Source organism: Gluconobacter oxydans DSM 3504, from assembly GCF_000583855.1.
Classification (GTDB): Bacteria; Pseudomonadota; Alphaproteobacteria; order Acetobacterales; family Acetobacteraceae; genus Gluconobacter; species Gluconobacter oxydans.
On sequence record NZ_CP004373.1, the window covers coordinates 2,719,593 to 2,738,383 of the forward strand.

General features: G+C 61.0%; 18 protein-coding genes. 13 read left to right on the plus strand and 5 right to left on the minus strand.

The features are described 5' to 3' along the window. The first annotated feature begins 83 nt into the window (after nt 1-83). Genes GLS_RS12075 through GLS_RS12095 form a run of 5 tightly spaced genes read left to right on the plus strand, consistent with a single transcriptional unit; the run spans nt 84 to nt 6,936 of the window. Nucleotides 84-605: a protein-export chaperone SecB gene (locus GLS_RS12075; RefSeq protein ID WP_041112407.1), complete on the plus strand. Its 522-nt coding sequence runs from the start codon at nt 84-86 to the stop codon at nt 603-605. Between the two features lie 54 nt (nt 606-659). Next, the gene (locus tag GLS_RS12080; RefSeq protein WP_041112408.1) at nt 660-3,752 is read left to right on the plus strand and encodes a glycosyltransferase; all 3,093 of its coding nucleotides are present in this window, start codon (nt 660-662) and stop codon (nt 3,750-3,752) included. 57 nt (nt 3,753-3,809) lie between these two features. Then, complete coding sequence (locus tag GLS_RS12085; RefSeq protein ID WP_041112917.1) at nt 3,810-5,234, plus strand: M20/M25/M40 family metallo-hydrolase; 1,425 nt, start codon at nt 3,810-3,812, stop codon at nt 5,232-5,234. Nucleotides 5,235-5,236: 2 nt separating this feature from the next. Further along, nucleotides 5,237-6,241: a 4-hydroxythreonine-4-phosphate dehydrogenase PdxA gene (gene pdxA, locus GLS_RS12090; RefSeq protein ID WP_052327586.1), complete on the plus strand. Its 1,005-nt coding sequence runs from the start codon at nt 5,237-5,239 to the stop codon at nt 6,239-6,241. Continuing rightward, a complete protein-coding gene (locus GLS_RS12095; RefSeq protein WP_041112410.1) occupies nt 6,238-6,936 on the plus strand; it encodes a pyridoxine 5'-phosphate synthase in 699 nt (232 codons plus the stop codon). Before pdxA ends, GLS_RS12095 begins: the two co-directional genes overlap by 4 nt. A gap of 48 nt (nt 6,937-6,984) precedes the next feature. Here the strand turns inward: GLS_RS12095 and GLS_RS12100 are convergent, their stop codons facing one another. After that, nucleotides 6,985-7,584 (minus strand): hypothetical protein, encoded by a 600-nt coding sequence (locus GLS_RS12100; RefSeq protein WP_041112411.1) that lies wholly within the window; start codon nt 7,582-7,584, stop codon nt 6,985-6,987. Nucleotides 7,585-7,771: 187 nt separating this feature from the next. Between GLS_RS12100 and GLS_RS12105 the strand changes: the two genes are divergently transcribed. After that, the gene (locus GLS_RS12105; protein ID WP_011253749.1) at nt 7,772-7,996 is read left to right on the plus strand and encodes a DUF3126 family protein; all 225 of its coding nucleotides are present in this window, start codon (nt 7,772-7,774) and stop codon (nt 7,994-7,996) included. A 21-nt stretch (nt 7,997-8,017) separates the two neighbouring features. Here the strand turns inward: GLS_RS12105 and GLS_RS12110 are convergent, their stop codons facing one another. Beyond that, nucleotides 8,018-8,539: a DUF2939 domain-containing protein gene (locus tag GLS_RS12110; protein ID WP_041112412.1), complete on the minus strand. Its 522-nt coding sequence runs from the start codon at nt 8,537-8,539 to the stop codon at nt 8,018-8,020. Nucleotides 8,540-8,640: 101 nt separating this feature from the next. On the opposite strand from GLS_RS12110, the gene GLS_RS12115 reads away from it, so the two are divergent. From GLS_RS12115 to pyk, 4 genes are all read left to right on the plus strand, one after another. Next, nucleotides 8,641-9,411: a HesA/MoeB/ThiF family protein gene (locus GLS_RS12115; RefSeq protein WP_041112918.1), complete on the plus strand. Its 771-nt coding sequence runs from the start codon at nt 8,641-8,643 to the stop codon at nt 9,409-9,411. Next, nucleotides 9,408-9,785 carry a DsrE family protein gene (locus GLS_RS12120; protein WP_041112413.1) on the plus strand — a complete coding sequence of 126 codons (378 nt, stop codon included), beginning with the start codon at nt 9,408-9,410 and terminating at the stop codon, nt 9,783-9,785. The genes GLS_RS12115 and GLS_RS12120 overlap by 4 nt, the downstream gene beginning before the upstream one ends. A gap of 84 nt (nt 9,786-9,869) precedes the next feature. Beyond that, entirely contained in the window at nt 9,870-10,805 is a 936-nt protein-coding gene (locus GLS_RS12125; RefSeq protein ID WP_193363825.1) for an SH3 domain-containing protein, read from the plus strand. 24 nt (nt 10,806-10,829) lie between these two features. Continuing rightward, nucleotides 10,830-12,260, plus strand: coding sequence for a pyruvate kinase (gene pyk, locus GLS_RS12130; protein ID WP_041112415.1), 1,431 nt, complete (start codon nt 10,830-10,832; stop codon nt 12,258-12,260). Nucleotides 12,261-12,328: 68 nt separating this feature from the next. On the opposite strand, the gene GLS_RS12135 is transcribed toward pyk, so the two are convergent. Continuing rightward, entirely contained in the window at nt 12,329-13,210 is an 882-nt protein-coding gene (locus GLS_RS12135) for a prephenate dehydrogenase/arogenate dehydrogenase family protein (protein ID WP_041112416.1), read from the minus strand. Next, complete coding sequence (locus tag GLS_RS12140) at nt 13,207-14,388, minus strand: HpnL family protein (protein ID WP_041112919.1); 1,182 nt, start codon at nt 14,386-14,388, stop codon at nt 13,207-13,209. Before GLS_RS12140 ends, GLS_RS12135 begins: the two co-directional genes overlap by 4 nt. A gap of 134 nt (nt 14,389-14,522) precedes the next feature. On the opposite strand from GLS_RS12140, the gene hpnA reads away from it, so the two are divergent. From hpnA to hpnC, 3 genes are read left to right on the plus strand one after another with little or no spacing between them, the layout of a single operon-like run. Then, nucleotides 14,523-15,518 (plus strand): hopanoid-associated sugar epimerase, encoded by a 996-nt coding sequence (gene hpnA / locus GLS_RS12145; protein ID WP_041112417.1) that lies wholly within the window; start codon nt 14,523-14,525, stop codon nt 15,516-15,518. After that, nucleotides 15,518-16,660: a glycosyltransferase gene (locus GLS_RS12150; RefSeq protein WP_041112418.1), complete on the plus strand. Its 1,143-nt coding sequence runs from the start codon at nt 15,518-15,520 to the stop codon at nt 16,658-16,660. The genes hpnA and GLS_RS12150 overlap by 1 nt, the downstream gene beginning before the upstream one ends. After that, complete coding sequence (hpnC, locus tag GLS_RS12155) at nt 16,657-17,520, plus strand: squalene synthase HpnC (RefSeq protein WP_034953957.1); 864 nt, start codon at nt 16,657-16,659, stop codon at nt 17,518-17,520. The genes GLS_RS12150 and hpnC overlap by 4 nt, the downstream gene beginning before the upstream one ends. Before the next feature lie 28 nt (nt 17,521-17,548). Here the strand turns inward: hpnC and GLS_RS12160 are convergent, their stop codons facing one another. Continuing rightward, the gene (locus GLS_RS12160) at nt 17,549-18,718 is read right to left on the minus strand and encodes a pyridoxal phosphate-dependent aminotransferase (protein ID WP_041112419.1); all 1,170 of its coding nucleotides are present in this window, start codon (nt 18,716-18,718) and stop codon (nt 17,549-17,551) included. Nucleotides 18,719-18,791 lie beyond the last annotated feature (73 nt).

An 18,791-nucleotide genomic window follows, 5' to 3' on the forward strand; every position in this document is an offset into this window, starting at 1 on the left:
AGTATGGGGCGCCACATTTCCTTGCATTTCAGTGCAATATGAAATGTAGGGAATGATGATGACCGCATGAGGATGCAAACATAATGAGTCAAACATACGCCGACACCGTGACAGGCACTCCTGCCAGCCTGGATGTCTCGGATTCCCTGCCGTCTTCCTCATCTCTCATCATCGGTTCGCAGTATCTCCGGACGTTGTCGATTGACGTACAGAATACCCCGGACGTGTACCGGGAACTGCCGTCGCAGCCTCATATCGGCATGATGGTCGATGTGACAGGACGTCAGCTCGGGGAGCAGCCGACATTCGAGGTCAGTCTGGTCATCCGTGCCCAGGGTTTTGAGCGCGCGCCCACACAGGACGCGCCCAATCCGAAGGTGCTGTATGAACTCAGCGTGGCGTATGCAGGCCTGTTCGGTCTGACGGGGCGTATCCCGCAGGACGCCATCGAGCCCCTGCTGCTGGTTGAGGCACCGCGCTTCCTGTTTCCGCCCGCGCGCAGTGTCATGCTGAACACGGTTCGTGAAGCTGGATTCCCGTCTCCCAACATCCAGCCCATTGACTTCCATGAACTCTGGCAGAGCCGGCGCGCGCAGCAGCGTTAAACCTGGCACGACAGCTTTACCGTTCCGTGTGCGCTCCCAGAGGATCCAGCGTCAATGAAAGATCACATCCTTGCATCTCCGGCTTTCGCGGGCGACCGGCCGCCTCTGTGGGCTGCGTTTGACGCTGAATGGTACCGCACACGCTATGGGCTGCGTCTGCGGGAGGAAGCCAAGGAAAGCGGAGAGGCTGGCGAGCTTGATCTGAGTGACGAAGGGCTGGAGCAGCACTGGAAACGCAAGGGCGCCAGGGCGGGGCTCTCTCCCAACCGTTTTTTTGATGAAGAATGGTATCTGCGCCAGAATCCGGATGTCCGCGAAGGCATCAGTCTGGGGATTTTCGACAGCGGTTTCCTTCATTACTGCGAAAGTGGCTTCCGGAGCCGCTCGCCGCACTGGCTTTTCTCCGAAGAAAACTATTTCAGCTGCAATCCCGACCTGAGCCCCCATGTGCTGGCGTCACAGGGCTTCTGCAACGGATACGACCACTATCTTGCAATCGGCGATCAGGAACATCGCAAGTCGCATGTGTTTTTCGATCCCGAAGTCTTTCGTGCCGCCAGCATGGCGGAACGGCAGCATTATGATTTCGCGATTGGTGATTTTGCCCAGTTCATCAGGTTTTCAGTAGCCGGTCGGCGGCGCAGTTCCTGGTATTTCGATCCGCAATGGTATCTTGAGCGCTATCCGGATGTTGTGGACGCGCTGGAGAGCGGCAGATTCCAAAGCCCGCTTCATCATTACCTGACCAATGGCAATCCAACAGCGTACGATCCCAATCCGTGGTTCAGCGAAACCTTTTATGCTGCGCAGTATCCCGATGTCGGCAATATCGTGGCCAATGGAGGCTTTCGGAACGGCTATGAGCATTTCATCCGTTTCGGCATAGCCGAGAAACGACAGCCACAGGCCGGCGTCGATCTCGCCGCCTTCCTGAGCCAGAGCGGAACACAGCGTCTGCTGCGCAGGCCGGATATCACCGACATCTTCACGCTCTGGGTCCAGTCCCAGGGCAACCCGGTGAACGAGGTCGTTGCTGACATCCCTGCAGAGCAGTGCCAGCTTCTGGATCTTCAGCGGGCGCAGACCCTCATTCCCTCCCTGATCCGCGGCCCCCTGGATTTCCGCCCGGTCACCATACCGGACGTAACGGTCATCCTGCCTGTTTCGAACCAGTTTCTGGAAACCCTTGCGACGCTTGCCGCCCTTCATGCGAACAGTGAGCGCAACCTTCAGATCATTCTGGTGGATGCCGGCTCCACGGATGAGACGGCCCAGATCGAGAGGTTTGTTCGCGGCATTCACATCCTCCGTCCCCCTTACCGAACTACGCATGCCGAACAGGTCGCGCTCGGGCTTGAGCTTGCAAGGGCAGAGGTCATTCTGCTGCTGTCCGCTGGTGTTCAGCCTTTCCCCGGAAGCCTGAATATTGCCCTTGAAGCCTTCGCGAACCCGGAAGTCTACGCCGTAGGCGGACAATCGCTGGGACTTAATGGACGGGTCCGGGAAGCCGGCAGCATCGTCTGGCGCAATGCAGCCTTTACGCCGTTTGGGGAGGGATTGCGGGCGAATGAACCTGAAATCGCCTTCCGGAGATGGGTGGACGCCTTTACCGGCGGCCTTCTGTTCTGTCGCCGGCTTCCATTCCATGATCACAACCGGCTCAATCCCGACTGCATCGGCCCCGAAGCCGAAATGCTGGCGATCTGCCTGTCCCTGCGACAGGCCGGGGGCAAGATCCTCTATGATCCGGATGTGCTCGACCGCTCGGCTTCGGAGCCGGAAATTGCACCAGAACTGCGCGCCCGCAATGAGGCCTGGCTGAAACGCCGCTTTGCAGGACTGCTCTCGAGACAACCCTTTCCGGGAACCAGCCTCATGCGGGCCCGCTCCGCATCCGGAGCGCCAGCCATCCTGTTCCTGTGTGAACGGCTGCCCCATGTCGTTCTGGGCACACCTTTTCTGCGCCACCGCGACATGATGATCGGGCTGAGCCGGCTGGGATATCAGGTGACCGTCTTTCCGCTTGATGGCAGCCTTCATGACTGTGTCTCAACGGCGCTGGATTTTCCGGCAGACATCGAACTGATGGATGATTGTGACCTGTCCGAACTTGCAGATTTCCTGCGCGAGCGGGCCGGATGCTTCGATTATGTCTGGATCGGCGGCATGAAAACGCTCCAGCGAGCCGCGCCGATCCTGCAGCAGCATCCGCAGTCGCTGCCCAGACTGGGAATGGTCGCGGATATTCACGCAAGCCATGCCCGCGAGACCCATAACCGCCGGCTTGTCGGAGCGGTCAATGACCGCGAGCTGCTTTTTGATGATCTGGAGCTCGATATTGACCAGGTCTGGATGACGCAGGCGGTGGTCGCCGGAACGGAAGCCGAGAAGGCCGATCTGGAGGTTCTTGGTCTCACCAATGTGCGGGTCCTGGGTGCGCCGCCCGTGCCGACGACGCTCTCGCCCGGCTTTGGCGAACGCTCGGGCATTCTGCTTGTTCTTCCGGTTTTTGCCAGTGGCGATGCGGTTCATGACGGTCTGCACTGGTTCATCCACGAAGTCCTTTCAAAGCTGGATCGCGGTCTGCCGCCGGACGCAACCGTCCTCCTTGCGGGCCATAAGGCCGCCGGGGTCGATCTCTCCGCTTTCGCGCGATATCGGCGACTGGAAGCCTTCCCGGAGGACGCTGATCTTGCCGCTCTCTACAGGTCACGCCGTATTCTCGTGGAGCCCACCCGCGTTCTGCCAGCCATCCCGCGGGAAGTTCTGGATGCGGCCGCGGCAGGGCTGCCTGCCGTCCTTTCCGAAACAGTCTGCAAGACACTGGGATGGGAAAACGGAAAAGACTGCCTGTCGGGAGGCTTCTGTAATCCGGAGCAGTTCGCCCAGGCCGTGATCGGGCTGTATACGGACATGGATCTGTGGAATACGATAAGCCGTGGAGCACAGGCCCGAATGGAAGAGGAGGCGTCCCGTTCGAATTTTCATGATGGCCTCCGCGAGATCCTCTCCATCGCGGCAGGCACCACGCCTCTTGCAGCCTCGACCGTAACGCCCCGTGCGCACAGGCTGTCCGAGACCGCTCCCGGTTTTGCTCCCGCGCCGATCCGTCTCCAGCCGCGCCGACTTACGACCGAAGGCGATTGAAAGACCGGCTCTCCGGTCTGATTTTGGGTGACTGACACCCCGAACATGGAACACAAGATGACTGCCAATTCCGAGACACTTGATACCGTTCTCCAGACCGTCGATACCCATCTGGATGCTTCGGTCTCACGCCTGTTCGAGCTTCTCCGCATTCCGAGCATTTCCACGCAGCCCGCCCACGCCGCCGATTGCCGGAAAGCTGCGGACTGGATGCGGAAGGAACTTGAACAGCTGGGGATGAAGGCAGAGATCCGCGACGTTCACTGGGCGGCTCCGGGGCACCCGATGGTCGTGGGTCATGACCAGGCTGTCGGCAGCAGCGATGGTCGGCCGCATGTCCTGTTCTATGGTCATTACGATGTGCAGCCGACAGACCCGGAAGCGCTCTGGAATGCACCGCCCTTCGATCCGCGGCTGATCGAGGACGCCTCAGGACGCAAGGTCATCGTTGCCCGTGGCGCGAGCGACGACAAGGGACAGGTAATGACCTTCCTTGAAGCCTGCCGCGCCTGGAAAGAGGTCACGGGGTCGCTTCCGGTCAAAGTGAGTGTTCTTCTGGAAGGCGAAGAGGAATGTGGCGGGGCGAACCTGTTCCCGTTCCTCAAGGAAAATGCTGCCGAACTCAAGGCGGATGTGGCGCTCGTCTGTGATACAGGCATGGCGGATCGCAGGACGCCGGGCATTACGACGTCCCTGCGCGGCATGATGGCCGAAGAAGTGGTCATCCAGTGCGCCAGCCACGATCTGCATTCCGGTCTGTACGGCAACGCTGCCGCCAATCCGATTGCCGTTCTCTGTCAGGCTCTGGCGACACTTCGGAACGCCGAGGGTGGCGTCACGCTGCCGGGTTTCTATGACGGCATCCAGGATCCGTCTCCGGCCACGCGGGCGCAGTGGAGCAGGCTTTTCCCTGATGACCGCTCCCTGCTGGAAGAGGCAGGACTATCGGTTGCGGCAGGCGAAAAGGCCTATAGCGCGATCGAACAGACGTGGTGCCGCCCGAGCTGTGAAATCAACGGCATTTCCGGCGGATATGAGGGTGAGGGGTTCAAGACCGTTCTTCCCGCCAAAGCCATGGCCAAGGTCTCGTTCCGTCTGGTCCCCGGTCAGGACCCTGACCGCATCCGCGAGGCCTTCCGAGCCCATATCCGCGCAGCCCTGCCTTCCGACGCCCACGTCACATTTACGGCCCATGGCGGTTCTCCGGGCTTTGAAGTTTCCCGTGACAGCCGTTTTCTGGCACCGGCCCTGAAGGCCCTGAGTGATGAATGGGGCGTGCCTGCCGCGACTGTCGGCTCGGGCGGTTCCATTCCCGTGGCCGGCGAAGTCCGCGATGCGCTGGGGCTGGATGCCCTCATGATCGGGTTTGCCCAGAATGACGACCGGATCCATTCCCCGAACGAGCAGTACGGGCTGGATTCCTTCCACAAGGGTATCCGTTCCTGGGTGCGCGTCCTCGCGGCGCTGGCAGACGCGGGCTGACGATGAAACACCCGCTGCCGCTTGCACTGACGCTCGGAGATCCGGCGGGGATCGGCCCACAGCTTGCGGCAGAAGCCTGGCGGAGGCTGCGGCATTCAGGGGAAGGGACGTTCTTCTGGCTCGGTGATCCGCGGCTGGTTGAACGCGCCGTGCCCGTGACCTGCATCGCAATGCCGGAAGAGGCGGCAGCTGTCTTTGCTGACAGCCTGCCCGTTCTGCCGGTGCCATGTGAAGTGGAGGTCATTCCGGGCCAGCCTGACTCCCGGAATGCCGCAGCGACGATTACCAGTATCCGTCAGGCCGTTGAGTATGCTCTTGCGGGGCGTGCCGGCGGGGTCGTGACGAACCCGATTGCCAAACATGTTCTGGCCGCAGCCGGTTTTCCCTATCCGGGTCATACGGAATTTCTGGCGGCCCTGTGTGACATGCCGGGAGAAGAGATCATGATGCTGGCCTCGCCCCAGCTCAGGGTCGTCCCGGTGACGGTTCATGTCTCGCTCCGCAGGGCTCTGGAGACACTGACAACCGAACGCATCGTACAGGTGGCGGAGATCGCCAATGCCGCACTCAGGCGTGATTTCGGGATTATGTCTCCGCGTCTGGCAATCGCGGGGCTGAACCCTCACGCCGGTGAACACGGCATGATGGGCGGTGAAGAAATCACAATCGTCCAGCCCGCGCTTGACAGGCTCCGGGCGCAGGGGATCGACTGTCGAGGACCAATGCCGCCGGACACGATGTTCAGCGCCAAGGCCCGGCCGCATTACGATGTGGCGATCTGCATGTATCATGATCAGGCGCTCATTCCCCTGAAGACGCTTGATATGGAAGAAGGCGTGAACGTGACGCTCGGGCTGCCGATTATCCGCACCTCGCCTGATCATGGGACGGCTTTTGATATCGCAGGTCCTGTGACGGAAACCTGCCGGGCGGATGTGTCCAGTCTTCTGGCGGCGATCCGGCTGGCTGGCGAAATGAGCGCTTATCGGGAAGGAAGAGGATCATGATCCGTCTTGGAGTGAACATTGATCACGTCGCCACGCTGCGCAATGCCAGAGGGGGCACGTTCCCCGACCCGGTGGCGGCGGCCGAACTGGCCATCGCATCCGGCGCGGACGGGATTACGGCGCATCTGCGGGAAGACCGGCGCCATATCCGCGATGCCGACATGCCGCGTCTCAGGGCACTTTCCGCACCTTTGAACTTCGAGATGGCCGCGACGGACGAGATGGTCCGGATTGCCTGTGATCTTCGGCCGCATGCCTGCTGCCTGGTCCCTGAAAAACGCCAGGAAGTCACAACCGAAGGCGGCCTGGATGTCGTGGGGCAGAGTGAGGCACTCAAGCCGAAAATCGCGCGGCTGCGGGAGGCTGGCATCCGGGTTTCACTGTTCATCGATCCAGAGGCGCGACAGATCGAAACCGCCGCAGCTCTGGGAGCGCCCGTTGTGGAGCTTCATACCGGAGCTTACGCTCTGGGCGGCAGTGAGGAACTGGAGCGCCTGCGGTCAGCGGCGGAGACGGTCGCAGCCTGTGGGCTGGAACTCCATGCCGGACACGGACTGACTTACGACAATGTGGGCGCGATTGCGGGCCTGACAGGGCTTGCCGAACTGAATATCGGCCATTTTCTGATCGGACAGGCCATTTTTGACGGGCTGGGACCGGTGGTCCGGAAAATGAAAAGCCTCATCAATTCATAAAAGAAAAGAGGAGCGGGACATCTGTCGTCCCGTTCCCCTTTTTGGGGTTCACTTGACCGGCTGGATAACCGGCTGGGTGTCGTCGTTCGTGAACTTGGGAACGTATTTCCCGGACTGGTCCGAATAGGTTGCTGTCGCACTCTGCGCCGGTGTACGGGGCGGGTGGAAGCCAGACACGGGGCCAAAGGGGCCACCATTCACGCGGCGCATCGTGGATTCACGCTGGCGGGCACAGCCACGGGTAATGATGGAGCAGATACCGTCCGTTCCGATATATTCGTCGTCATTGCCCGTGTAATGCACTTCGGAAACCCGGTCGTGATCCATGCGGACCAGCATGCGGCAAGCCGTACCACCGCCACCAAATGCGGACTGATAGATGCTGATGGCAGACTGGACAGGAATGAAACCGGAATCCGAAGGCATCGTCGGAAGCGCCTTGCTGCCGTCATACTGCCAGATCTCGGTTGTATCGTTCAGCTTCTTCGTGGAAGCCGGAATACCGGCACAGGCCTGCAGATCGTAGCTTGTCATGCCAACCATTTCGTACTGCGCCTTATGGGCGCTGCGGGAATCGAAATAGCCACACCCCGAAAGGGCCGCAGTTGCCGTCAGGGCAACGAGAAGGCGTGTGTAAACCGGGCGCATCATGTCTCCTTTGCGCGTAAGGGAAGCAGACTGCAGACCCGGAACGATTCATGACGAACAGGTCACAATCAGATGTGAAGTGTCCTGTTTCTACAACAGCATCCCTGACGGGGATAGAGGAAGCGGGTTCCTTTGTTCCGGATGATGGGTTAGAGGGCAGTTCCCTTGCATCACAGGAATGCCACCAATGGCCGATATGACCCCATCCGAGGTGACACGCCTCCAGACCACGCTCCAGCGCCTGCTGGGCTCCCCAAAGCTCACGGTCAACAAGCCCAGCCGCAAGGGCATGAGCGTTGAACTGGCCGTTGCCGGAGAAGTCATCGGAACGGTTCACCGTGATGAGGACGAAGGCGAGGTCTCTTACGCCATCCACATCACGGTTCTAGAGGAAGACCTGCCGGCTGCCTGAAATCCCAGGCAGCGTTAAGACTCAGGCAGCGTGAGCCGGGGCAGGCATTTCGAATCGCGTGATCTTCCAGCCCCAGTGCTCGAACTTCATGTGAAGGACGAACGGTGTCTGTCCCGGCTGATCCAGACTGGCCTCGAATTTTCCGGGGCTCACGAAATGGGCATGCATGGAATGCCACATTCCAAGCCAGTCTGACGCGGCAGGGCCATGTGGCATCACCTGATGCGCTGTAGTCATCAGGGTCGCAGGTGTCAGATGCGTATCGATGGCATTGGACACGACCTGTCCTGCAAATGAACTCCCGAATCCCGGCAGATCGTCATCGGCAGGAGCAGCGGGCGTAAACTGTTCCTTGAGACAGTGCGTCAGCGCTGACCAGTCCACATGAGGCGCCAAGCGCGACGGATTGTTGCCGTTCATGGCCCGGTCGATATCCCACAGGGCGAGATAGGGCGACACCGCGTAGGCTGCCAGAACAGCGCCTGCACTGACACCAAGTCCCTGCCATGCGCGCGGCATGACTCTGCGAAAACCGTTTTTCATGATGACTTCTCTGCTCGGGTCCTGCGAGACACCAGGACAGTGTTGAACGACACTGAGGCTAACGTCTTTCAAGAGTGAAAGTCAGCAATTATCATCATTTCATGGACATGAATTTTTCCGACCACGAGCTGGAACGGTATTCCCGCCACATTCTCCTGCCTCAGGTCGGAGCGATCGGGCAGGCGCGGCTTAGCGGGGCCTCTGTTCTGGTAGTCGGCGCGGGAGGGCTGGGAGCTCCATTGCTTCAGCAGCTCGCTGCATCGGGAATCGGACGTATCGGAATCATGGACGATGACCGCGTCGATCTCAGCAATTTGCAGCGGCAGGTTCTCTATGGCACTGACGACATCGGAGCGTTCAAGGTCGAGGCCGCGACGAAGCGTCTGAAGGCGCTGAACCCGTTGGTTACGGTCAGTCCGCATCCGCTTCGCGCGACGGGTACGACGCTGGACGCGCTTGTGCCGCAATATGATCTGGTCTGTGACGGGACCGACAACGTCGCCACACGGTTGGCCGTCTCCGATGCCTGCGTGCGTCAGGGCCGTTCGCTGGTGTCCGGGGCGGTGCAGGGATTTTCGGGACAGCTGGCCGTATTCAGGCCGCAGAAGGGAGGCCCCTGCTATCGCTGCCTGTTTCCCGAGGCCGCACAGACAGAAGCGCCGAACTGCGGCATGTCCGGCGTGCTTGGCGCGGCGACGGGCGTCATGGGGAGCCTGATGGCCGTGGAGGTCATGCGGGAAGTCATCGGACTGGAAGGAACGGACCAGACGCGGGTGAGCCTGTGGGACGCGCTGTCGGGGACGATGGAGAGTTTCGTGTTGAAGCGGGATCCGGCCTGCCAGATCCATCATGATGAGCGGGTACCCGGATGACACAGCCCATGTTCCTGACGCTGGCCGACGATTCCTGGCAGCGGGCCCATTACGCACTTGTTGTTGCAGCGGGCGGCCTGTCGCTCGGACGCGATGTGACGATTTTTGCCGGCGGACGCAGCGTTCTGGCGCTGACGCCGGACTGGAAGGGACTTGAAGGCGTCATTGCGGACAGTGAGCTCGAGGCCCGTGGGATCGCGGGGTTCGGGGAACTCCGGGAGGCGGTGCTGGATCTCGGCGCGACGGTCATGGCCTGTGAGGCCGGCCTCAGAATGGCCGGTCTGTCTGAAAAGGATCTGCTGGACGGGGTCACGGTGCGGGGAATTGTCAGCTTTCTCGAACTGGCGGGAGACAATCCCGTCCTTGCGCTGTAAGTTTCTGCCCAAGACACGATTTTCGGACGTCTTTCCCGTTTTGATGACTTGCCCAAACCTTCGGCCCTTGGCAGGGATGCGCTCATGAGAATGTCAGTCTTCCCTCTGCGTCCCGCCAAAGGCCATTCCGCTCTTCTTCGCGCGCTGCTGGCAGGTACGGTCCTGCTTGCTGCTCCGGGCTTCGTGAGTTCCGATGCCTGGGCTGCCCATCATCACAAGAAGCATGGGGAGACGGCCGCGAAGGCTGCGGACAAGCATGCGTCGGCCAAAAAGCATCACAAGGCCGATGCGGTAAAACCCGCGTCACCGACTGCGAAGCACAAGGCAGCGCATCACGCCGCTCTGAAGCATGCCGCTCCGGCCGTTGCCGCGGGCGCTGCTGTAACGGCGGCGGGTGCAGCAGCAGCGGACCAGCCTGCAACTCCGCCCGTTCCGCCAGTGCCTGAAAATACGGACAAAGGCAGCAACACCGGACTGCCGCTGCCGCGCTATGCCGCGCTCCGGGCCGACAAGGTCTATATGCGTCGCGGGCCGGGAGACCGGTATCCGATCGACTGGGTCTATCACCGCCGCGGACTGCCCGTGGAAATCGAGCGCGAATTCGATGTGTGGCGCCTTGTCGAGGATTCCGATGGTCAGAAGGGCTGGGTACATCAAGCGACGCTCTATGGCAGCCGGACCTTTGTCATTCCGGGGCTGCCTCCTGAAGGCGTGAAGGCCCAGAACGGCGAGGCCAGCGCGCAGGAAGGCGACCATATCGGCAAGGCCGATGCCCGTATTCTCGCCCGTGTCGCCACTCAGGACGAGGCGCGGGCACATAAAAATGATGTGCTCCTCATGAGCCATCCGGAAGAAGATAGCACCGTCATCGCGGTGCTGCAGCAGGGAACGGTGGGCAACATCAAGCTGTGCCCCCAGAACTCCCAGTGGTGCCGTGTGAGTGTGAAGGGCTACGAGGGCTGGCTGCCCCGCCGTCTTTTCTGGGGGCTGCTCCCGGGCGAGACGATTCAACCAAACTGATTTTTTCGATCGAGGACGCCGTATATGACATCGAGTTCCCATTACCGCCGCACGCGGATCGTCGCGACTCTTGGGCCGGCCTCATCCTCACCCGAGATGATCCTTTCCCTGGCGCAGGCGGGCGTGAATGTCTTCCGGCTCAATTTCTCCCACGGCGCACATGAGGATCACGGAGAGCGTCATGCCGCCATCCGGGCCGCCGAGGAGAAGGTCGGACATCCGCTGGCCATTCTGGCAGATCTTCAGGGACCGAAACTGCGTGTCGGCGTGTTCGAGAACGGTCCGGTCATCCTCGAGGAAGGTAAGCCGTTCCGCCTGGATCTGGACCGGACACCCGGTACGGTTTCGCGCGTCTGCCTGCCGCATCCGGAAATCATTTCCGCCGCCAAGCCGGGCAGTCATCTCCTGCTGGATGACGGCAAGCTCAAGCTGCGTGTCGTAAAGACGGGCGAAGGGTTCCTTGAGACGGTTGTGGTCGTGGGCGGAAAGCTCTCGGAGCGCAAGGGCGTCAATGTGCCTGACGTGACGCTGCCCATTCCGGCACTGACCGAAAAGGATCGCCGCGACTTCGACTTCGCGCTGTCGCTGGGTGTGGATTTTGTGGCGCTTTCGTTCGTGCAGCGCCCCGAGGACGTGCAGGAAGCCCGCGAGATCGCGGCAGGTCGTGCAGCCATCGTGACCAAGCTTGAAAAGCCACAGGCGATGGATGATCTGGCAGCCATCGTGCACCTGTCGGACGCGATCATGGTGGCGCGCGGTGATCTGGGCGTGGAACTGCCGCCCGAGGAAGTTCCTGTCGCGCAGAAGCGCGCTATTGCCGAAGCCCGCAAGCAGTGCCGCCCGGTCATCGTGGCGACACAGATGCTTGAGAGCATGATCGAAAGCCCGACGCCGACGCGCGCCGAAGTGTCCGACGTATCCAATGCCGTTTACGATGGCGCGGATGCCGTCATGCTGTCAGCGGAAAGTGCGGCAGGCAAATATCCTGTCGAAGCTGTCTCGATGATGGTGCGGATTGCCGAACGTGTGGAGCAGGACACCGAGTGGCGTCTCCGTATGGACCGTCTGCGCCCGGCACCGGATGAAACCGTCCAGAGCGCGATCGTTCAGGCCGCCTGGCAGGTCAGCCGCACGCTTCATGCCGGCGCCATCGCATGCCGGACCCGGAGTGGAGCAGGGGCCATGCGCCTGTCTCGTGAGCGGCCGCATTGTCCGATCATCGCCCTGACGCCCGAACTGTGGGTTGCACGCCGGCTGTGCGTTGTATGGGGCGTCTTTCCGCATCTGATCAACAGCGAACAGAGCACTCAGGGCATCGAGCCTCTGGCCGGTCCTGTTGCCGAACTCGCACGCAACATGGGTTTCTGCAAAACCGGGGATCGGGTTCTGATCCTGGCCGGCCTGCCTTCAGGTCATTCCGGCAGCACGAACACCCTGCGCGTCATTACAGCCTGAACATGGCAGCGACTGCCGGACTCCGGTCCGGCAGTAAGTTCATTCCGAGCTGTTCAGGTGAGCAGGTTTCAGGCCTGACGGTTTTCAATCAGGGTCCGGCGAATAGCGCGGCCGCGTTCGATTTTGCTTGTGATGGCTGCTTCGTCGCCAGTGCGGATTGCATCGGCCATTGCCTGCGTGTCCGCCACAAACTTGTCGAGCGTCCCCAGCAGCGCTTCCTTGTTGGCCAGGAAAATATCCCGCCACATGACCGGGTCCGATGCCGCAATCCGTGTAAAATCACGAAAGCCCGACGCGGCATAATCCAGGACGGCCGCACGGATTTCATCGGACAGGTTGTCTGCGGTATCGCAGATCGTAAAGGCGAGGAGATGCGGCAGGTGGCTGACCATGGCGCAGATCCTGTCGTGCTTTTCATCAGACAGGATTTTCGTGCGCGCTCCGCACAACGTCCAGAGCTGTTCGATCGTATTCACAGCCTTCGTATCCGCGCCTTCAGGCGGAACGAGCAGGGCCCAGCGATCCTCGAACAGCGTCGAAAACCCTGCATCCGGCCCTGAATGTTCGGTTCCAGCCATCGGATGGCCGGGAACATACGCCACGTTTTCAGGCAGGATCGCCGCCAGTGTCGGGCCAAGCTGTCCACGAACGGAGGCCACATCCGTCAGAATGCTGCCGGGCTTCATAAAGGGGAGCACCTGACGGGCGACCTGTTCCACCGCACCAACAGGAACGCAGATCATGACGCAGTCTGCCTGCGCCGCGACGGCAGGATCGGACGTCGTGATATCCGCGATGCCCAGTTCCCGGACCCGTTCGAGAACGGCGGGGTTTGAGTCGGCTGCGATCAGGGTTTCGGCAATTGCCCCCGTTTCACGGGCGCGGCGCAGAACGGACGAGCCGATCAGCCCCGGGCCGATGACCGAGAGAGACCTGAAAAGAGGTGTCATAGAACTCTGGGAGCCGTCGCGAAGGGGGTGTCCTCGGTTTTCTTGCCGTCCCGGGACGTGGCCTCTTTCTTGATGTTACCGGCAAGGGCCGTCACTGCGGGGGGAATAACGGTCTTGCGGGCGGAAGCCGGAGACGGGGCCGACGTGCTTTTGCTTGCTTCCGCAGGAGGCGCATGACGCAGCCGACGCATTTCCACAATCTGCCAGACCAGCAGCACCGGAATACCGATCAGGATGTCCCGTCCGCGGCGCAGCAGGGAAAGGCTGAGCGAGATTTCGGCATCGATGCCAAAAATCATGCCCAGCGCGACATAGGCGGCTTCCTGTACACCAAGAGCGCCCGGAACGAGGAAACCGGCCGACATGATGCCACAGACCACGCCCTCGATTGCGACCGAGGAGAAAAATCCGACATGCGCGCCGAGCAGCTGGAGGGCCAGCCACGTCATGGCTGCACTGCCCATCCAGCATAGCAGATGGCAGAATGCGCCGAGGGAAATCCTGTCCGGCCGGCTCCAGAGGCTTTCGAGTCGTAACTGGAAGGTCTCCGTATTGCCGATCAGGGAATCGCGCCATTCCGCCGCAATGTGCTTCCCGAGAAACGCCGCAGCCTTGCGGACCATCACACCGCCACGCTGCTGGGTCCAGATAAAGCCGGCAATTCCAAGGCTCAGCAAGACCATGCCGCCGATGAGCGGCCAGACAAATCGTGAGGCCCCATGATGGCCGATCAGGCAGAGAAGGGCGATCAGGACGAAGGCGATCTGCCCCAGAACCTCGGTCGTGATGTCCACCAGATTTGCGGCGACACCTTCGGGCCAGTGCAGCTCTTCTCCCTTGACGGTGCGGGGATCCACACCGGCCAGCGTGGCGCGGACACCAATGACCATGCCACCAAGCTGGGAGAACGGAAGACATGCTCCCGCGCTGTCACGAACCAGACGCGCTCCCATGAGACGCCGCACGCTCAGCAGCGGCACTGCCGCATGCCACGCAACGCCGAGCCCCATGTCGATCAGAAGCTGGCAGGCCGCGAGAAGCAGGAAGCCACCAACACCGACTTTTGAAAGTGCTTCCATGACGGGATGAATACCCGCCTTGGCCGCAATGAAGGTGAAAAGGGCCACCCCGAGAAGGGAAAGCAGAACAGGGAGAGTTTTTTTCAACGTCTTCGTCACATACCGTTTGGACACGCTCTATCGCACACAGGGTGAATATTCCACCCTTTCAGACGCTTTCCCCGAAAAGCCGGGGGGATTATGCTGTCATAAATTGCAACCATCTGCTGATGACCCAAGGAGACTCTGCCACCATGAACGATGTCACACTCGTTACGGGGGCTACGGGGTTTGTCGGCTCTGCCGTCGCCCGCGTCCTTGAAGAACGCGGCCACCGCCTGAGGCTTCTCGTCCGGCCGACATCCGACCGTTCAAATATTGCTGAGCTGAACGCGGAACTTGCCGTCGGTGACCTCTCCGATCCCGACACGCTCGCTCCGGCGCTGAAGGGCGTCAAAATCCTTTTCCACGTTGCTGCCGATTACCGACTCTGGGTTCCGGATCCGGAAACCATGATGAAGGCCAATGTGGAAGGCACCCGCAACCTGATGCTGGCCGCCCTTGAGGCCGGCGTGGAAAAAATCATTTACTGTTCGTCGGTTGCGGCCCTGGGGCTGCGAAGCGACGGCGTGCCGGCAGACGAAACCACGCCGGTTTCCGAAAGCCAGGTCATCGGGATCTACAAACTTTCGAAATACCGCGCGGAACAGGAAGTCCTTCGCCTGGTCCGGGAGAAGAACCTGCCGGCGATCATCGTGAACCCCTCGACGCCGGTCGGGCCACGAGACATCAAGCCGACACCCACCGGACAGATGATCCTCGATTGTGCCAGTGGGAACATGCCGGCCTATGTCGAGACCGGGCTGAACATCGTTCATGTCGATGACGTCGCCGAAGGTCATGCCCTTGCGCTGGAGCGGGGAAAGATCGGCGAGAAATACATTCTCGGCGGTGAGAACATCATGCTGGGCGACCTGTTCCGCATGGTCAGCCAGATTGCCGGAGTGAAGCCACCTGCCGTCAAGCTCAAGCAGTCCTGGCTCTATCCCGTGGCGCTTGTGTCCGAATGGCTGGCCCGCGGGTTCGGCATCGAGCCGCGCGTCACGCGTGAGACGCTGGCCATGTCCAAGAAGCTGATGTTCTTCTCGTCCGACAAGGCGAAGAAAGAACTCGGATATGCCCCACGCCCGGCCCGCGATGCCGTGACAGACGCCATCGCCTGGTTCCGTCAGCACGGACGGATGAAATAATGCTGTTCGGAACTGCACTGACCAGTCTGGGAGCCTGGATCTATCTTTCGCTGTTCCATGGGAAGTTCTGGCAGAAAGGCCCCATTCTCGCCCAGAAACCCACGCCGGTCTGCGCACCGGACGTGGCGGTGGTCGTCCCCGCCCGGGACGAAGCGGACTCCATTTGTGAGTGCCTGACATCCCTTCTGGAACAGGATTATGACGGGAAACTGTCCGTCATCCTGGTCGATGACGAGAGCACGGACGGGACCGGCGACATTGCACGCGCGCTGCCTGATCCGCATCACCGCCTGACCGTCATTTCAGGCCAGAAGCGCCCTGCCGGATGGAGCGGCAAGCTGTGGGCGGTCCATCAGGGAGAACAGGAAGCCCTGACGCGGATCGGCCCTTATGGCTACATCCTGCTGACAGACGCGGACATCATGCATGCCCCGGGCCATCTTGCCTCTCTGGTCGCCAAGGCCCGGGAAGATGATCTGGATCTTGTCTCGGAAATGGTGGCGCTGAACTGCGAGAGCACTGCAGAGCGTTTTCTGGTTCCGGCGTTCGTCTATTTCTTTGCGATGCTCTATCCGTTTTCGCGAATTGCGAGCGAACATTCGCGGATCGCGGGTGCGGCAGGCGGGACCATCCTTCTGCGGCGTCGGGCGCTGGAGCGGATCGGGGGTATCAGTGCCCTGCGCGGCGCCCTGATCGACGACTGCACACTGGCCGCACATGTAAAGCGTTCGGGTGGCCGGCTCTATCTGGGGCACAGTGCCCTGGCGTGGTCCGTACGGCCGTATCGCGGCATGAAGGACGTGTGGCACATGATAGCGCGGACGGCTTATGTGCAGCTGCGCTATTCGCCGGTCCTGCTGCTTGCAACGATCGTCGGGATGGCCACGATCTGGCTTCTGCCTGTGGCTCTGGCCCTGTTCGGCAAGGGACGGGAACGACGGGTCGGGCTTCTGACCTATCTGCTGTCCTGCCTGACTTTCGTACCGACGCTCCGCCGCTTTGGCCTGCCACTATGGCGTGCCATTCCCCTCCCGCTCGTTGCGGCCTTCTATATGGCGGCAACCATCGGCTCGGCCCTCGATCACCACCGTGGGGTCGGCGTGCGCTGGAAAAATCGTTCCTACACGGATGAAACATCGTGACAGACAGCATCTGGGGGACGAAAGACGTCACCTCTGCCAAAGGCAAATCCGACGAGAACTTTCCCGTCGGTTCCTTCCTGATCGCCCCACGGCTGCGGCCTTACGTCCATACCTATTATAATTTCGCGCGTGTCGCGGATGACATGGTGGACACAACGGAGCTGACGCCTGCCGAAAAAATTGCACGGCTCAGGGGTATGGCCGCGGTCATCCGGGGTGAAATCACCGCACCTCCGCGCGCTGACGCACAGACTGCCGTCAAACTGCGCGAAGTGCTTCTTCAGACGGGCGTTCCGCTGGAAACGGCGACGGATCTTCTCGAAGCGTTCTGCATGGATGCGGAAAAGACCCGCTATGAAAGTTGGGACGAGCTGCTGCATTACTGCAAATACTCAGCAAACCCCGTCGGCCGCTTCCTGCTTCTGTTGCATGGTGAGGCCGAAGAGACGCTCGCGCCTTCCGATGCTCTGTGTTCCGCGCTTCAGGTCGTCAATCATCTTCAGGACGTTGCGGACGATCTGAAGGTCCTCGACCGGTGCTATGTGCCGTTGCCGTGGCTGGAAGAAGAGGGCGTCTGTCTGGATGACCTGCGTCTGGTGCGCAGCAAGCCGGGAGTTCGCCGCGTGTTCGACCGGATGCTGGATGGGGTGGACGTGCTCAACAGAAACGCCCGGATCCTGCCGCACCTGATCCGGGATCGCCGGATGCGGCTGGAAGCGGCCGTCATTGTGGAACTGTGCCATATCCTGACGGCCCGCCTGCGGCGTCAGGACCCGTTGCTGGAACGTGTGGCCCTGACGAAGACGGATGGGGCGAAGGCCCTGTTCCGGGCTCTGCGTTATTTCCCTGCCGCCAGCTGAGCCGGAACGGCAGGGAGACTGGATCGGATCAGGCGATGATCCGGTCCAGTGCCGTACAGAAGATCTTCATTTCATCCATGGAACCCACAGTAATCCGCGAGGCATTCGGCCAGACGGGCCAGGAGCGTCCGATCACGACTTTCTGCTGCAAGAACGCATCCTTGATCGGCTCTGCCGGTTTCTTCCAGTCAATGACGAACATGTTCGCGTCCGACGGAATGAAATGGATGCCACGCTTGCGCAGATGCTGGAATGTCATGTTCCGGGCTGCAATCATTTCCTGACGGCGGGCAGCGATGGCTGATTTCATGGTCAGGCTCATCGTGCCGCAGGCCATGGCCGGGACCGGCAGCATCGCGGTCGCGCTCTTGCCGTCATAACGCATCATGGCTTCATGCAGATCGGGTCTGGCGAATGTCAGTCCAAGACGCATGCCCGCCATGGCGAACATCTTGGAGAAGGTGCGCAGAACGACCACGTCCTTGTTTTTCGCGACCAGTTCCACGGCGCTCGGCGCTTCCGAAAAGTGGATATAGGCTTCATCGACCAGAACGACAGAGCCCTTCGGCTTGTGCTCGACCAGCCATGCGATGTCACGCAGGGGCGTGAGCGTCCCGGTCGGATTGTTCGGGGAGCAGATGTAGTAGACGCCGGCATTGGGATCGGCCGCCAGCATGGCGCGGACGTCGGTACGATAACCACCCTTGGCGGACAGTGGCACGCGGGCGAGGGGGATTTTCAGCCAGTCAGCAGCCACCCAACCAGCTTCATAGCTTGGATCTGCCGTAACAAGCCCGCGGGTGGGCGAGCAGAACGTGACAATCGCGCGGGCGAGAGGATCGGACGAGCCGCACCATGTCATGACATGGCTTTCGGGAAGTCCTTCCACGTCAGAAGCAGCCTTGATCAGATCATCGCGCATGTGCCCGGTCGGGTCGTAGCGGTTGCTTTGGAAAACGGAAGAAGCACCGGCCTGAGCGGCTTCCGGGAAGGGGCCCGTCCAGCATTCATTGCTGCCCAGACGGGTCATGCCTTCAAAGTTGATTCCTGACGGGAGGATGGCGGCATGCGCGGACTTCGTCAGGGCATGGACGGTCGCGCCGGCTGCCAGAAGCGTGGCAATCCGTCCGAAACTGCGGCGGGAGTATCCCCGGGCCAGAAGATCGCTGCGGGCGGCGGAAGAGAGGGGACTGGTCATTGTGGGCCATACTCCAGACTAGGGCCGGAACATGTTAGTTCCGAAACGTTTTCCCTGTCAAAGCAGGCCCGGA

What these genes read in the sequence shown, in the direction of transcription:
- GLS_RS12115 (WP_041112918.1), top strand. Translation starts at nt 8,641, where the DNA reads ATGGACATGAATTTTTCCGACCACGAGCTGGAACGGTATTCCCGCCAC.
- GLS_RS12125 (WP_193363825.1), top strand. Translation starts at nt 9,870, where the DNA reads ATGAGAATGTCAGTCTTCCCTCTGCGTCCCGCCAAAGGCCATTCCGCT.
- GLS_RS12150 (WP_041112418.1), top strand. Translation starts at nt 15,518, where the DNA reads ATGCTGTTCGGAACTGCACTGACCAGTCTGGGAGCCTGGATCTATCTT.
- GLS_RS12085 (WP_041112917.1), top strand. Translation starts at nt 3,810, where the DNA reads ATGACTGCCAATTCCGAGACACTTGATACCGTTCTCCAGACCGTCGAT.
- hpnA (WP_041112417.1), top strand. Translation starts at nt 14,523, where the DNA reads ATGAACGATGTCACACTCGTTACGGGGGCTACGGGGTTTGTCGGCTCT.
- GLS_RS12100 (WP_041112411.1), bottom strand. Translation starts at nt 7,584, where the DNA reads ATGCGCCCGGTTTACACACGCCTTCTCGTTGCCCTGACGGCAACTGCG.
- GLS_RS12095 (WP_041112410.1), top strand. Translation starts at nt 6,238, where the DNA reads ATGATCCGTCTTGGAGTGAACATTGATCACGTCGCCACGCTGCGCAAT.
- GLS_RS12135 (WP_041112416.1), bottom strand. Translation starts at nt 13,210, where the DNA reads ATGACACCTCTTTTCAGGTCTCTCTCGGTCATCGGCCCGGGGCTGATC.
- GLS_RS12120 (WP_041112413.1), top strand. Translation starts at nt 9,408, where the DNA reads ATGACACAGCCCATGTTCCTGACGCTGGCCGACGATTCCTGGCAGCGG.
- GLS_RS12105 (WP_011253749.1), top strand. Translation starts at nt 7,772, where the DNA reads ATGGCCGATATGACCCCATCCGAGGTGACACGCCTCCAGACCACGCTC.
- GLS_RS12110 (WP_041112412.1), bottom strand. Translation starts at nt 8,539, where the DNA reads ATGAAAAACGGTTTTCGCAGAGTCATGCCGCGCGCATGGCAGGGACTT.
- GLS_RS12075 (WP_041112407.1), top strand. Translation starts at nt 84, where the DNA reads ATGAGTCAAACATACGCCGACACCGTGACAGGCACTCCTGCCAGCCTG.
- GLS_RS12080 (WP_041112408.1), top strand. Translation starts at nt 660, where the DNA reads ATGAAAGATCACATCCTTGCATCTCCGGCTTTCGCGGGCGACCGGCCG.
- pyk (WP_041112415.1), top strand. Translation starts at nt 10,830, where the DNA reads ATGACATCGAGTTCCCATTACCGCCGCACGCGGATCGTCGCGACTCTT.
- GLS_RS12160 (WP_041112419.1), bottom strand. Translation starts at nt 18,718, where the DNA reads ATGACCAGTCCCCTCTCTTCCGCCGCCCGCAGCGATCTTCTGGCCCGG.
- pdxA (WP_052327586.1), top strand. Translation starts at nt 5,237, where the DNA reads ATGAAACACCCGCTGCCGCTTGCACTGACGCTCGGAGATCCGGCGGGG.